Here is a 13,636-nt window from a genome sequence, read left to right on the forward strand (position 1 = left end):
GCCGTAGTCGGACTCGCTGAACGTCGGGTCCTTGCGCAGCAGCGCGCGCTTGAGCGCGGACGCGGTCACGTCACCGCTGGAGCTGCCCTGCATGCCGGCCACCGTCTGCACGAGCTGGACGGCGAGCGTGTCGACGTCCCGGGCCCGCCCCTCCTCGGCCGCAGCGGCCTCCGGGGCGACCTCCGCCACCGGTTCCGCCACCGGCCCGGGCGGCGCCGTCCGGGCCGGACGCGACCGGCGGGCGGACGGCGGCGGCACGTCGACGCCTTCGAGGCGGTCGTAGTAGAGGAACTCGTCGCAGGCCGGCGGCAGCAACGCCGAGGTGGACTTCTCCACCCCCACACCGATCACCCGCTTGTTGAGTTCGCGCAGCTTGTGGACCAGCGGGGTGAAGTCGCTGTCGCCCGTGCAAATCACGAACGTGGAGATGTAGCCGCGTTCGAACGCCAGCTCGACCGCGTCCACAGCCATCTTGATGTCCGCGGCGTTCTTGCGGGAGGCGCCCATCCGCTGCGGGATCTCGATCAGCTCGACGTGCGACCGGGTGAGCATCCGCCGGTCCTCGTCGAAGTACGACCAGTCCGCGTACGCCCGGCGCACCACCACCCGCCCCCGCTCGGCGAGCGCGTCGGCGATCGGCCGGAAGTCGAACGCACCACCACCGTGGTGGTCGCGTACGCCCAGGGCCAGGTTCTCGTAGTCGAGGAACAGCGCGATCCGGTCTTCGTGATCCACACTGGCAGCCTAGCCCGGCCGGACCGCTCCGCCGGTCAGCGCCGCTCGTCGCGGTAGACGGTCTCGCGGCGGGCCAGCCGCTGGATCGCGTAGCTGCTGACCAGGAGCAGCAGCGCCAGCACCACCTCGACGCCGGCGACCGTGCCGTTGGCGACGGTGAGGCCGAGCAGCAGCAGGATCAGCCCGACGACGGCGAGCAGGCCCGCCAGCAGCAGGCGGTTACGCCGTCGCGCCGGCCGCTGCGCGTCGTCTGCGCTCACGCTGCCCGCCTCTCCCCGGCTCCCTGTGCCGATCGTAGGCGCTCGTCACGGCCGCGGTGGCGGGTTGGCCCCGCCGGCACGGCCCCGGCGGCGAAAGCCACGCCGACACGGCCGGGCGGGCCGACAGCGCGAGGACACCAGCGGTGGCCGACAACGCGCCCACCCGGCACGGCGGGCGGCACCGCACCGATGTGGCGCGGGGCCGGACGCTCAGGCGCCCGGCCCCGGCCACGACGGCGGTCAGTGGATCGGCAGCGCCATCGGCTGCTTGTCCTCGCCCGTCTCGCCGTCGAGCAGGTGCGACGGCTCACGCCGGCGCGGCAGGAAGGCGGCCGGGACGAAGGTGAGCAGCACCAGCCCGAACGCGACCCAGAACGTGGTCGAGAAGGCGCCCGCGGCGTAGTCGAGCCCCCGCTCGATGAGCGACGGCGGCACCGGGAACTGCTGGATCAGCTCGGGCCGCTGCTGTGCGGCGATGGCGAGCTGGGATTCGGTCAGCGGGGCGCCGGTGCCCGGGTCGGTCACGCCGGGGATGGGCCGCGAGCCGTTCAGCTCGCTGGTGAGGATGACCGACATGATCGCGGCGCCGATCGATCCGCCGATCTGCTGGAGGATGTTGACCAGCGTGGAGCCGCGCGCCACCTCGGCGGCGCTGAGCGTCTTCAGCGCCGAGGTCATGATCGGCATCATCGTGCCGCCCATGCCGAGGCCCATCACGAACAGCGAGCCGCAGAGCAGCCAGTACGAGGTGTCGGTGCCGAGCTGCGTGAAGGTGAAGAACCCGGCCGCGATGAGCACCAGCGCGAAGGGCACCGTCCGGCCGACCGGCACCCGGTCGGCGAGCGTGCCCGCGATCGGCATGGTCAGCATGGCGCCGATGCCCTGCGGCGCGATCAGCAGGCCCGCGGCGAGCGTCGTCTCACCCCGCACCTGCAGGAAGTAGCTCGGGAACAGCAGGCCCGCGCCCATGAACGCGATGATGAACACGAACATGGTGATCGAGGCGATGGTGAGGTTGCGGTTGCGGAACAGCCGCAGGTCGAGCAACGGATGGCGGGGCCGGAACGAGTAGGCCACGAAGGCGACCACGAGCGCGCCGCCGGCCAGCATCGGCAGCCAGACCTTGGTGTCGGCGATCGTGCCGGTCTCGGGCAGCGTGGAGATGCCGTACAGGAACAGGGCCAGACCCGGCGACAGCATCAGCATGCCGAGGAAGTCGAACGCCTGGGACGGCTCGGCGTTGTCCTTCGGCAGCGCGAGCTGGGCGTAGATCAGCGCCACCACGCCGATCGGCAGGTTGATCAGGAAGATCCAGTGCCAGCTGGCGACGTCGATCAGCCAGCCGCCGAGGATCGGTCCGGTGATCGGGCCGAGCAGCATCGGGATGCCGAGCACGGCCATCAGGCGGCCGATGCGGTGCGGGCCGGCGGCCCGGGTCATGATGGTCATGCCGAGCGGCATGAGCATGCCGCCGCCGAGGCCCTGGACCACACGCCAGGCGATCAGCTCGCCGATCGAGTCGGCGGTGGCGCAGAGCCCGGAGCCGATGGTGAACAGCGCCAGCGCCACCATGTAGAGGCGTTTCGTGCCGAACCGGTCGGCGGCCCAGCCGCTGAGCGGGATCACCGTGGCCAGCGCGAGCGTGTAGCCCGTCATGGTCCACGCGACGCGCGCGTACGAGGCGTCGAACTCGCTCTGGAACGTCGGGAGCGCCACGCTGACGACTGTCACGTCGAGGATCGACATGATCGCGCCGAGCACGACGACGCCGGCCACCTTGAGCACCGCGGCGTCGAGCTTTGTCGACGTCGCGACGGGTTGCTGGGTCACTAACGGTCTCCTGGATCCGGTTCGGCTGCCGAAGGCGGTGGGGGTCGCCACGCACCGTCCGGGCGCGGGCGGAACGCGCGGCGGGGCGACGTCCGGCGGGAAGCCTAACCACGACCGGCGACAGACCGGGGCGGATTATGCCGACGGACGAGGCGTCCCGGGCCTGCGCACGGCCGTACGGCGGGCCGGCGGCTCACGGAAAAGGGTGGTTGCGCGCCGATTCGTGAACCTCGGCGGGGCCGTGGGCGCTCCGGCGACGTGACGAAGGTCATCACACGTCCGGGCAGCTCGCAGGCCTGCCAGCGCGCTGTTTCAGCCCATCTGGCCCATCAGTTCGATCTCCGCGGTCCGGGAGCGCTCGATCCGGCGGGCCAGCTCGCGTACCCGGTCGCTGGTGCCGGCGGCGACCTGGGCGCGGGCCAGGTCGGCCGCGGTGCGCTGGTGCCGGCTCAGCACGTCGACCAGCACGCGGTCGGCGTCGGCGGGCGCGGCGGCGCGCAGCCGGGCCAGTCCGGCGGCGGCGTCGCTGTGCCCGGAGTGGTCGTGCCGGGCGGCCGCGGCGGCGGCCGACGGCCCGGCGTCGCGCAGCCATTCGCGCATGGTGGCCAGTTCGTCGGTCTCGGTGGCCCGCACGGCGGCGATCAGCGTGCGGATCCGCGTATCGGTGGCGCGGTCGAGACCGAGCCGCACGATCTCCAGCGTCTGCTCGGTGTGGGCCACCATCATGGCCAGGAACAGCGCGTCGATCCCGCTGACCGTGGTGTCCGGGGCCGAGGCCGTGGCGGACGGGACCGGCGGGGACGGATCGGCCGCGGGCGGGCCGCCGCAACCGGCCAGGGTCAGCACCACGCCGAGCAGGGCCGCGGACGCGCGGCGGAGCCGGGGACCGGCCGGCTCCGCCGCGCGGGTACGCGGGCTCAGATCTGCTGCCACAGCGCCGGCACGTTCGGCGGCTCCCAGCCGGCGATGGCGGTGTGCGCCTGGCGGCAGCGGTAGCTGCGGCCGTCGTAGGTGACCGTGTCACCTACCTGGTACGCCCGTCCGGCCGTCCACGTGCCGCCCGGCGCCGGCGTGCTGGTCCGGGTGGGCGTGGGCGAGGGCGCGGGGGTGGTCGGCGCCGCCGTCGGCGTGGGCGACGGGGTCGGGTTGCCGCCACCGCCGCCGATCTGCAGGTCGACGCAGGAGTAGAAGGCGTTGGCGGTGTCGGAGATGTTCCAGATGGCGAGCAGTTTCTGCCGGCCGGAGAAGCCGCCGAGGTTGACCGTGTGCGACACGGTCGCGCCGGGCTGACGGCCACCGCCGTCGACCACGGCGACCCGGGTGCCACCGATCCAGTACTCCCAGTTGGCGGTGGCGTGGCGGGCGGTGTTGACCCAGGTGAACGTGACGGTGCTGCCGACCGAGGTGGCCGGCCAGTTGCGGCTGTCGTCGTTGAGGACCGCGAACTGGGCGATGCCGGCGTGGCAGCTGCGCAGGCCCTTGGGGCCCTCGACGCTCTGCGGCTCGTACTTGATCTGGCCGCAGTCGGGCACCCGGTTCTGCGCGCACAGCGCCTGGCGGCTGGGCGGTGAGGAGACGTAGCCGTGGGCCTGCGCGGGCGCGGCGAGCGCCAGCGTGCCGGTCACGGCGCCTGCGGTGAGCAGCGGGAGGGTGATTCTTCGACGCATGGTGGCAACTCCTTCGGGGGGAACGGAAGGTGCCCCGAACATAAATTAAACATTGTTTACAGTAAAGACTCCTGTCTATAAATTAAGCCCTGCACTGCCCGGCGCCGGGCGTATGATCCTCGTCGATGGCTCGCCGCGCGGAGCCGATCGTCGTTCCTGGGCATCCCGCCGCCGCCAGGCGTCCGGGAGGACGACGCAGACCGGGCATCGCCTCGTCGTCCCACTCCCCGGAGGACACCCCCGCATGAGGAGAACCACCGCGTTCGCGGCCAGCCTGCTCCTGCTCGCCACCGCGCTCAGCACCGTCGGCGGACCGGTCGCCGCCGCCGACCCCACCGACCCGGTCACCGTCACCGTGAACACCCGCGCCGGGCTGGCCACGGTCCCGGAGACCGCGCTCGGCGTCAACCACGCCATCTGGGACTCGCAGCTCGGCAGCGCCGAGACGTCCGACCTGCTCAAGGCCGCGGGTGTGAAGATGCTGCGCTACCCCGGCGGCTCGTACGCCGACATCTACCACTGGGAGACGCACACCGCGCCCGGCGGCTACGTCGCGCCGAACACCGACTTCGACACGTTCATGGCCGGCGCCCGCCGCGTCGGCGCCCAGCCGATGATCATCGCGAACTACGGCACCGGCACGCCCGCCGAGGCCGCCGCCTGGGTCCGGTACGCCAACGTCACAAAGGGCTACGGCGCCAAGTGGTGGACCGTCGGGAACGAGAACTACGGCAACGGCCACTACGGCTCGGCCTGGGAGGCCGACGACCACCCGGACAAGAGCGCCGCCCAGTACGCGCGGCTGGTGATCGAGTACGCCGACGCGATGAAGGCGGTCGACCCGAGCATCAAGGTCGGCGCGGTGCTCACCATGCCCGGCAACTGGCCGGACGGGATCACCGCCGGCTCCGACCCGGGCCCGTGGAACCAGACCGTGCTCTCCCTCGCCGGCCCGAAGATCGACTTCGTGGACGTGCACTGGTACCCGGGCGGCAACGCCGCCGACTCGCTGGCCCGGACCAACCACCTGCCCGACGCGGCCTGGCTGCTGCGCCAGCAGATCGCCAGGTACGCCGGTCCCGGCGCGGACCGGATCGGGATCAGCTTCACCGAGCTGAACGTGGACGCCGGCCGCACCACCGCGCCCGGCGCGCTGTTCCTGGCCGACGCCTACAGCGGCCTGCTGGAGCAGGGCGTCTTCACGGTGCAGTGGTGGAACGTGCACAACGGCATCGGCACCGTCTCCGAGGTGGCCGGGCAGACCGACTACGGCGACTTCGGGCTGTTGTCCAGCGGCAACTGCACCAGCGACGGCGAGGTGTGTCAGCCGGCGTTCAACACCCCGTTCGCGCCGTACCACGCGCTGTCCATGATGAACCTGTTCGCCCGGCCCGGTGACCAGCTCGTCCGCGCCGGGACCGACGAGCCGCTGGTCGCCGCGCACGCGGTCCGGAGGCCGGACGGCAGCGTCGCGGTCCTGCTGCTCAACAAGGACCCGGACAACGCCCACCCGGTGGCGCTCGACTACGCCGGTTTCACCCCGGCCGACGAGGCGCCGACAGTGCACACGCTCGCCAACGGCGCGACCGGGATCAGCACCGGCCGCTCGGGCAGCGCCACCGTGCGCACGCTGCCGCCGTACTCGCTGACCACGCTCGTGCTGCGACCGGCCGGCAGCTCGGCCGGGCGGCCCGGCGCCCCGGGCCGGCCGACGGCGGGCGCGGTGACCGACCGTGCGGCGACCATCTCCTGGCCGGCGGCCACGCCGGGCGCGTCCCCGATCGCCAAGTACGAGGTGCACCGGCAGTACGGCGCGGTGAGCGAGCAGCTCGGTGAGACCGCCGGCACGTCGCTGACGGTCGGCAACCTCGAACCGGGCGCCCGCTACACGGTCAACGTGCTCGCCCGGGACACGGCCGGGCGGGTCTCCTGGTCGTCCCCGCCGCTGACCTTCGCCACCGGCAGCCCCGCCGAGAGCTCCTGCGCGGTGCGGTTCAACGACGACAACGACTGGGGCAACGGGTACGTGGCGAACGTCGAGGTGATCAACACCGGCGCGAAGGCCGTCGACGGCTGGACGCTCACCTGGACCTGGCCGACCGACTGGCAGCAGGTGAGCAGCGGGTGGAGCGCCACCTGGGACCAGCAGGGCCGCAACGTCCGGGTGACGCCCACCGCCGACAACCGGCGGCTCGCCGCCGACGGCGGGAGCACGACCGTCGGGTTCGTCGGCGCGTACAGCGGGCCGAACGTGCCGCCGGGCGCGTTCCGCCTCAACGGGACGGTCTGCACGCTGCGCTGACCGGCCCTCAGCCCCGCCCGGGAGGGCGCAGCCGCGCGTCGGCCGCCGCCGGGACCCGCGGGTTCCGGTGGTGGCCGGCGCGGCGCGGCGCCGGCACCACGTGCGGGCGCACCGGTCCGGCTGCCTCGACGAGCGCGGGCCGGTCCGGCGCGGGCCGGGGCAGCACGGCCAGGTTCGCCACGAGCAGCGCGACCGAGACGAGGCCGTCGAGCCAGTAGTGGTTGCCGGTGACCACCACCACGAGCGCTGTCGCCAGGGGGTGGAGCAGCCAGAGCCAGCGGAGGCGTCCGGTGGTGACCGCCATCAGCGCCAGCGCGATCGCCAGCGCCCAGCCCACGTGCAGCGACGGCATGGCCGCGTACTGGTTGCTGAGCTGGTCGGTGTCGGGCGGTCCGTAGACGCTCGGGCCGAACCGGGTGCCGGTGTCGACCAGACCGGTGAGCTCGGTCAGCCGGGGCGGCGCGAGCGGGACGCACACGTGCAGCACCAGCGCCACCGCGGTCAGCGCCGCCAGGGCGCGCCGCAGCCGCAGGTAGTGGGCCGGGCGGCGCAGCCAGAGCCAGACCAGGCAGAGCACGGTGGCCGGGAAGTGGACGAAGGCGTAGTAGCTGTTCGCCAGCCGCATCAGGATCTCGTGCGACAGCAGCGGCCCCTGCACCGCCGCCTCGGCGGGCAGGCGCAGCAGCCGCTCCAGCCGCCAGATCCACTCGCCGTTGGCGAGCGCCACCTCGGCGTGGTCGGCCACCACCTGCCGGCCCGCCTTGTAGGCGAGGAAGAGCACGGCGACGAGCGCCAGCTCACGCGCGGCCCGCCGCCATGCGGCCAGGCGCGGCGGCGCGGCCCGCGTGATGTCCACGACTCCTCCTTCGGTGCCTCCCGGCACGGATCAGGGCCGCCGCCGGGGTCGGCGACGGCCCTGGGGGTACGGGCTCAGCGGCGGGCGCGTTCCTCCCGCCCGGCCGAGTCCACGCTCACCTCGTCGAAGGCGGGCGCGCCGTCGACGGCGTCCGCTCCCACCGCCACCGACCGGCCGGTGTCCGGCAGGTCGAGGCTGGAACGCAGGGTGACCGGGCGCAGCAGCAGCGCCGCCACGATACCCACCACCGCGATGGCGGCCGAGATCAGGAAGATGTGCCCCGTTGCGTCCCCGTACGCGGCCCGCACGATCTGCCGGACCGGCTCGGGCAGCGCGTCGAGGTTGAGCGTGCTGCCGCCGCCTCCGCCGGTGGTGGGGATGCCGGCCGCGGCGAGGTCGTGAGTGATCCGGTCGCTGACGCGGCGAGCGAGCACCGCGCCGAGCACCGACACGCCGATGGTGCCGCCGAGCGAGCGGAAGAACGCGACGCTGGCGCTGGCCGCGCCGATGTCCTTGAGCGCGACGGTGTTCTGCACCGCGAGCACCAGGTTCTGCATGGTCATGCCGACGCCGACGCCGACGATGAACATGGCGAGGCCGACGAAGACCAGCGAGGTCTCGTGGTCGATGGTGCCGAGCATGGCGAACCCGACGACCAGCACGACCGCGCCGAACACGATGTACGGCTTGATCTTCCCGGTGGCGGTGATCATCCGACCGGCCACGATCGAGGAGAGCAGCACACCGGCCATCATCGGGATGGTGAGCAGGCCGGCCTCGGTCGGGCTGTAGCCGCGGCCGATCTGGAAGTACTGGCCGAGGAAGACCGCGCCGCCGAACATCGCCATGCCTACCGCGAGGCTGCCCAGGATCGCCAGGGCGGTGGTGCGCTCGCGGACGATGTGCAGCGGCACCACCGGCTCGGCGGCCCGCGCCTCCACCCAGACCGCGAGCGCGAGCAGCAGCACCGCGCCGCCGACCATGGCCCCGGTCTGCCAGGAGGCCCAGGCGAACGAGTCGTCGACGAACGAGATCCAGATCAGCAGCACGCTGACGCCGGCGGCGATGAGCGACGCGCCCAGGTAGTCGATCTTGACGTTCTTCCGGCGCACGGTGGGCAGGTTCAGGGTGACCTGGAGCAGGAACAGCGCGACCGCCGCGACCGGTACGCCGACGAAGAAGCACCAGCGCCAGCCGAGCCAGGAGGTGTCCACGATCAGGCCGCCCAGCAGCGGGCCGCCGACGGTGGCCAGCGCCATGACGCCGCCCAGGTAGCCGTTGTAGCGGCCCCGCTCACGCGGCGGGATCATGGCCGCGATGGCGACCTGGACCAGCGCCTGGAGACCGCCGACGCCGATGCCCTGGAACGCGCGGGCGGCGATGAGCTGCCCGGCGCTCTGCGCGAAGCCGGCCGCGATCGACCCGACCAGGAACACCACGATGGCGATCTGGATCAGCAGCTTCTTGTTGAACAGGTCGGCCAGCTTGCCCCAGATCGGGGTGGTCGCGGTCGCGGTGAGCAGGGTGGCGGTGACCACCCAGGTGTACTGCGTCTGCGATCCGTTCAGCGCTCCGATGATCTTCGGCAGGGCGGTCGAGACCACGGTGCTGCTCAGCATGGCCACGAAGAGCACGAGCAGCAGACCGCTGAGCGCCTCCAGCGTCTTCCGCTTGCTCATCGGGGCGGCCTCAGCCGTCACGGTGGGTGCGCTCATGCGCGCGTCCTCCAGATGTGTCGATGCGGGTTGGCCGCTTCGTTGCCTCAAGCAATCAACACTAAACCTTGCCCGTCGAGCAACTTTGCCCATTGAGAAATGGGTCACCTAGGCTTGTCGCATGGAGGAGTGCACCGGGCTGCGCGAGCGGAAGAAGGCGGCCACGCGGCAGGCGCTGCACGAGGCGGCGCTGTCGCTCGCCGTCGAGCACGGCCCCGACCGGATCACCGTCGAGGCGATCGCCGACGCCGCGAACGTCTCCCGGCGCACGTTCTCCAACTACTTCAGCGGCAAGGAGGAGGCCCTCTTCCACGGCGACACGCTGCGGCTGCGCCGGCTCCTCGCGCTGGTCGCGCGACAACCGCCGCAGCTGCCACCGTGGGCCGCGCTGACCCGGGCCGCCCTGGCCCAGGCCGAGGACGGTTACGACGACCCGGCCGAGCCCTGGCTCAACCGGCGCCGGCGACTGCACGGTCACCCGAGCCTGGCCGCTCACCAGGTCGCCGCGTACGCGGCGCTGGAGCGCGAGATGGCCGCGGAGCTGGCCCGCCGGCTGACCGGACCGGACGCGGCGTTGCGGGCCCGGATCATCGCCGCGACGTTCCTCGCGTCCCTGCGGATCGCCGCCCACGAGTGGCTGGAGCGCCCCGGGCGCCCGTTGCGCGACGTGCTGCGCGTCGTGCTCGCCCTGGCCGCCCCGGCTGCCGGCTGAGCACTCCCCGCCCGCCGCCCGGTCGGACCGGTGGAATGGCCGGCGAAAGCGGCACCCTGCCTGACCTGGGCTGACAGACTCGCCCGGTGGGTGGCGACCGGTGGCGCAAGGGGCTCGGGCCGGCGACCGGCGTCGCCCCCGCCACCCGGGTCGACCGGTTCGAGATCTTCTTCGACCTCGTCTTCGTGGTGTCCTTCTTCATCATCACGCGGGCCACCGCCGCCAACGTGACCCCCGGGGAACTGCTGCACGCGCTGCTGGTGCTCGCCGTGCTGTGGTGGTGCTGGGTGGTGCACAGCGCGGTGGCCGCCCGGCTGCGCCTCGGCGAGGGCTTCGTGCCGATCCTCATGGTGGTCGGCATGATCGCGCTGTTCACGTTCGCGCTCGCGTTGCCGCAGACGTTCGGCGACCTGCAACAGGGCAGCGCCGGGCCGATCCTGGTCACGATCAGCTATGTGGTGATCCGGGCCGTGCACACCGCGCTGTACTGGTACGCCACGCGCGACGACCCGCCGGCCCGCCGCAAGCTGCGGCTGTTCCTGCCCGAGGCGCTGGTCACCGCCACCCTGCTGCTGGTGGCGGCGCTGCTGCCGCCGCGCGTGTCCCCGGAGGTCGGCCCGTGGCTGCGCGACGGACTGTGGATCGCAGTGGTGGCCATCCAGTACAGCAGTGGCCTGCTGGCCGGCACCGACGGCTGGAAGATCACCTCGGCCGAGCACTGGACCGAGCGGTACGACCTGATCCTGATCATCGCGCTCGGCGAGTCGGTCATCTCGGTCGGCGTGGGCGGCAACCTGCTCGGCCAGCCGGTGACCTGGCCGGCGATCCCGGCGGCGATCTTCGGCATCCTGTTCACCGCCGCGCTCTGGTGGGCGCACTTCGACATGATCGGCCCGGCCGCCCGGATCGCGCTGCACGCCACCCAGGGTCACGCGCGGGTGGCGCTTGCCCGCGACGCGTACGCCTACCTCTACCTGCCCATGATCGCCGGGGTGATCCTGTTCGCGATCGGCGCCGAGGAACTGGTCCGCATCGTCACCGACCCGGCCGGCGGCCCGATGGAGCGCGGCCACGGCCCGGCGGTGCCGCTGCTCTTCGGTGGCGTGCTCGTCTACTTCGCCGCGAACATGGCGTTCCAGTGGCGCGCGCTGCGGACGCTGTCCTGGACCCGGGTCGGCGCCGTGGTCCTGCTCGCCGTGGCGCTGCCGGTCGGGCGGCACCTGCCGGCGCTCGGCGCGCTGGGTCTGCTCACCGCGATCTGCGTGGCGCTCGTGGCGGCCGAGCTGGTGATCTTCGCCGATTCCCGGATCGCGTTGCGCCGGCTCATGCACGAGGAGAAGTCGAGCGCCGAGGAGAGCGAGGCCGCCTGGCGGGCCCGCTGGCACGACGGCGGCGACAGCGCCCCGCACCGACCTTGACACAGGCCCTAGAGTCTCCGCGTGATCGAGATCGTCACCGAGGTCGACCTGTTCCACCCGCCCGCCCGGACCTGGCGGGCGTTGACGGAACGCGCGCTGCTGGCCAAGTGGTTCACCGACAGCGCGCCCGGGTCCGACCGGTGGATCCTCGCCACCGCCGCGCTGCCCGGCTACGACACCGACACCGAGGTCGAGACCGTCGAACTGCGCGCGCCGCACCGGCTGGTCGTCCGCTGCCGGGAGGCCGACCGGGCCACCCGCCTGGCCTGCGACCTGGCTCCCACCGCACACGGCACCCGGCTGTCCGTACGCGAGGTGCTCGAAGAGGGCGACTGGGACGCCGACGCCCGCGCCGAGCAGCACGAGCAGGCGGTCACCGGACGGCTGCCGGCCATTCTGGACTGGCTGGCGTTCCAGAACGTGGACCTGCGCCGGGCCGAGGGCGGGCTGACCGCCGAACTGCCTGTGGTCCGGCTGCTCGGCGACGAACCCCGCCGGCCCGGACGGCGCCGGGCGCTGCTCGCGGCGGGCGCGGTCACGCTGCTGGCCGCGGCAGCCGGAGCAACGGTATGGACCACCGGCGACGAGCCGCCCGCCCCGGCTGCGCCGGCCCCCACGACGTCACTCGTCATGCCGTCCACCGCGACGCCCTCCGCGCGCCCCACGACCGCGCGGCCCACGCCCAGCGCCAGCCGCCGCAGCGAGTCGCCCTCGCCGACGCCGTCACCCACCCCCAGCCGTACGCCGAGCGCGACGCCTTCGACCGTGGCGGCGACGCCGCTGAGCGCCACCTACGAGACGGTGAACGACCGGATCTTCGGCTACCGGGGCGAGGTGGTGCTGCGCAATCCCGGCCCGTCACCGCGTCCGGGCTGGACGGTCACCGTGACGCTGCACGAGGGTGCCACTGTGGGCAGTGTCAGCGGAGCCGAGGCCGCCCAGGACGGCACCGTGGTCACCTTCACCGGGGGCGCGTTGCCGGGCGGCGAGTCCGCCACCATCCGCTTCGACGTACGCGACCCGGACCCCCAGCACGACGCCCCCGTCGCGTGCACCGCCGACAACACCCCCTGCACCCCCGCCTGACGCCCCCATCCCTCTCCCCTCCCCTTTTACCCCGTTGATCATGAAGTTAGGCCGCGGATTTGTCCGCATTGGACGCGGTCAACTTCATGATCGTCGCGTCCGGGGCGGGCGGGTGGGGGCCGCGCTGATTCGGTGGGTGCGGAAATGGGTTGTTGAGCGCATGGGAGCGCTCCCGTAACATCCCTGACGCGGCTGTTAACGCTCACAAAACAATCGCCACCGCCAATGCCAGAGCCGCCGCCCCCGCAGGAGGTCAATTCATGTCTAGATCCAGGTCAGTCAATGCCATATTGGCGTCGGCCGGCGCCGCGCTGCTCGCGTCGGCGTCGGTCGCCGTGGCGCAGCTGCCCGCCGGGGCCGCCGCCGCGGGCTGCTCCGTGAACTACGCGATCTCGTCGCAGTGGCAGGGCGGCTTCGGCGCCAACGTCACCATCACGAACCTCGGCGACCCGGTGTCGAGCTGGACGCTGACGTGGTCGTTCGGCGCCGGGCAGACGGTGACCCAGTCGTGGAACACGAGCCTGGCCCAGAGCGGGTCCGCGGTCACCGCGCGCAACGTCGACTACAACGGGTCGATCCCGACGAACGGCAACACGTCGTTCGGCTTCAACGGCTCCTGGACCAGCAGCAACCCGGTGCCGACCAGCTTCGCGCTCAACGGCGTGACCTGCACCGGCGGCACCACGCCGACCGGCGGCCCGACCGGCTCACCCACCACCGCGCCACCCACCACGGCACCGCCGACCACGGCGCCACCCACGACGCCGCCGCCGGGCAACACCTGCAGTCTCCCGTCGTCGTACCGGTGGTCCTCGACCGGCGCGTTGGCGCAGCCGCGGTCGGGCTGGGTGTCGTTGAAGGACTTCACGGTGGTGCCCTACAACGGGCAGCACCTGGTCTACGCCACCACCCACGACACCGGCACGAGGTGGGGGTCGATGAACTTCGGTCTGTTCTCGAACTGGTCGCAGATGGCGTCGGCCAGCCAGAACGCGATGTCGTCGGGGACCGTGGCGCCGACGTTGTTCTACTTCGCGCCGCGCAACATCTGGGTC

12 protein-coding genes are annotated in these 13,636 nt (G+C 72.6%); 5 read left to right on the forward strand and 7 right to left on the reverse strand.

All coding sequences use genetic code 11. From position 1 onward, the window contains the following. From KBX39_RS08385 to KBX39_RS08405, 5 genes are all read right to left on the reverse strand, one after another. A partial coding sequence (locus KBX39_RS08385) for an NYN domain-containing protein (RefSeq protein WP_210869862.1) occupies positions 1 to 735 on the reverse strand: 735 nt, incomplete at its 3' end. A 35-nt stretch (positions 736 to 770) separates the two neighbouring features. Beyond that, positions 771 to 995, reverse strand: a complete 225-nt coding sequence (locus tag KBX39_RS08390) for a DUF3040 domain-containing protein (protein ID WP_210869864.1) — start codon at positions 993 to 995, stop codon at positions 771 to 773. A gap of 240 nt (positions 996 to 1,235) precedes the next feature. Further along, complete coding sequence (locus tag KBX39_RS08395; RefSeq protein ID WP_043324274.1) at positions 1,236 to 2,825, reverse strand: DHA2 family efflux MFS transporter permease subunit; 1,590 nt, start codon at positions 2,823 to 2,825, stop codon at positions 1,236 to 1,238. 312 nt (positions 2,826 to 3,137) lie between these two features. Further along, positions 3,138 to 3,758: a DUF305 domain-containing protein gene (locus tag KBX39_RS08400; RefSeq protein WP_210869866.1), complete on the reverse strand. Its 621-nt coding sequence runs from the start codon at positions 3,756 to 3,758 to the stop codon at positions 3,138 to 3,140. Then, positions 3,743 to 4,492, reverse strand: a complete 750-nt coding sequence (locus tag KBX39_RS08405; protein WP_043324278.1) for a lytic polysaccharide monooxygenase — start codon at positions 4,490 to 4,492, stop codon at positions 3,743 to 3,745. Before KBX39_RS08405 ends, KBX39_RS08400 begins: the two co-directional genes overlap by 16 nt. 244 nt (positions 4,493 to 4,736) lie before the next feature. Between KBX39_RS08405 and KBX39_RS08410 the strand changes: the two genes are divergently transcribed. Beyond that, complete coding sequence (locus tag KBX39_RS08410) at positions 4,737 to 6,794, forward strand: cellulose binding domain-containing protein (RefSeq protein WP_210869868.1); 2,058 nt, start codon at positions 4,737 to 4,739, stop codon at positions 6,792 to 6,794. A gap of 7 nt (positions 6,795 to 6,801) precedes the next feature. Here KBX39_RS08410 and KBX39_RS08415 read toward each other — a convergent pair whose 3' ends face one another. Both KBX39_RS08415 and KBX39_RS08420 read right to left on the reverse strand, forming a co-directional pair. Beyond that, complete coding sequence (locus tag KBX39_RS08415; protein ID WP_210869870.1) at positions 6,802 to 7,650, reverse strand: phosphatase PAP2 family protein; 849 nt, start codon at positions 7,648 to 7,650, stop codon at positions 6,802 to 6,804. 74 nt (positions 7,651 to 7,724) lie between these two features. Further along, complete coding sequence (locus tag KBX39_RS08420; protein ID WP_210869873.1) at positions 7,725 to 9,365, reverse strand: MDR family MFS transporter; 1,641 nt, start codon at positions 9,363 to 9,365, stop codon at positions 7,725 to 7,727. Between the two features lie 121 nt (positions 9,366 to 9,486). On the opposite strand from KBX39_RS08420, the gene KBX39_RS08425 reads away from it, so the two are divergent. From KBX39_RS08425 to KBX39_RS08440, 4 genes are all read left to right on the forward strand, one after another. Continuing rightward, the gene (locus KBX39_RS08425) at positions 9,487 to 10,077 is read left to right on the forward strand and encodes a TetR/AcrR family transcriptional regulator (protein ID WP_210869875.1); all 591 of its coding nucleotides are present in this window, start codon (positions 9,487 to 9,489) and stop codon (positions 10,075 to 10,077) included. Positions 10,078 to 10,163: 86 nt separating this feature from the next. Next, positions 10,164 to 11,495 (forward strand): low temperature requirement protein A, encoded by a 1,332-nt coding sequence (locus KBX39_RS08430; RefSeq protein WP_210869876.1) that lies wholly within the window; start codon positions 10,164 to 10,166, stop codon positions 11,493 to 11,495. Positions 11,496 to 11,516: 21 nt separating this feature from the next. Further along, positions 11,517 to 12,581 carry an SRPBCC domain-containing protein gene (locus KBX39_RS08435; RefSeq protein ID WP_043324288.1) on the forward strand — a complete coding sequence of 355 codons (1,065 nt, stop codon included), beginning with the start codon at positions 11,517 to 11,519 and terminating at the stop codon, positions 12,579 to 12,581. Positions 12,582 to 12,841: 260 nt separating this feature from the next. After that, positions 12,842 to 13,636: non-reducing end alpha-L-arabinofuranosidase family hydrolase (locus KBX39_RS08440; protein ID WP_210869878.1), on the forward strand; the 795-nt coding region annotated here is incomplete at its 3' end.

This window comes from Micromonospora sp. D75, from assembly GCF_018070405.1.
In the GTDB taxonomy this organism is placed as follows: domain Bacteria; phylum Actinomycetota; class Actinomycetes; order Mycobacteriales; family Micromonosporaceae; genus Micromonospora; species Micromonospora chalcea.

What these genes read in the sequence shown, in the direction of transcription:
- KBX39_RS08405 (WP_043324278.1), bottom strand. Translation starts at nt 4,492, where the DNA reads ATGCGTCGAAGAATCACCCTCCCGCTGCTCACCGCAGGCGCCGTGACC.
- KBX39_RS08410 (WP_210869868.1), top strand. Translation starts at nt 4,737, where the DNA reads ATGAGGAGAACCACCGCGTTCGCGGCCAGCCTGCTCCTGCTCGCCACC.
- KBX39_RS08420 (WP_210869873.1), bottom strand. Translation starts at nt 9,365, where the DNA reads ATGAGCGCACCCACCGTGACGGCTGAGGCCGCCCCGATGAGCAAGCGG.
- KBX39_RS08425 (WP_210869875.1), top strand. Translation starts at nt 9,487, where the DNA reads ATGGAGGAGTGCACCGGGCTGCGCGAGCGGAAGAAGGCGGCCACGCGG.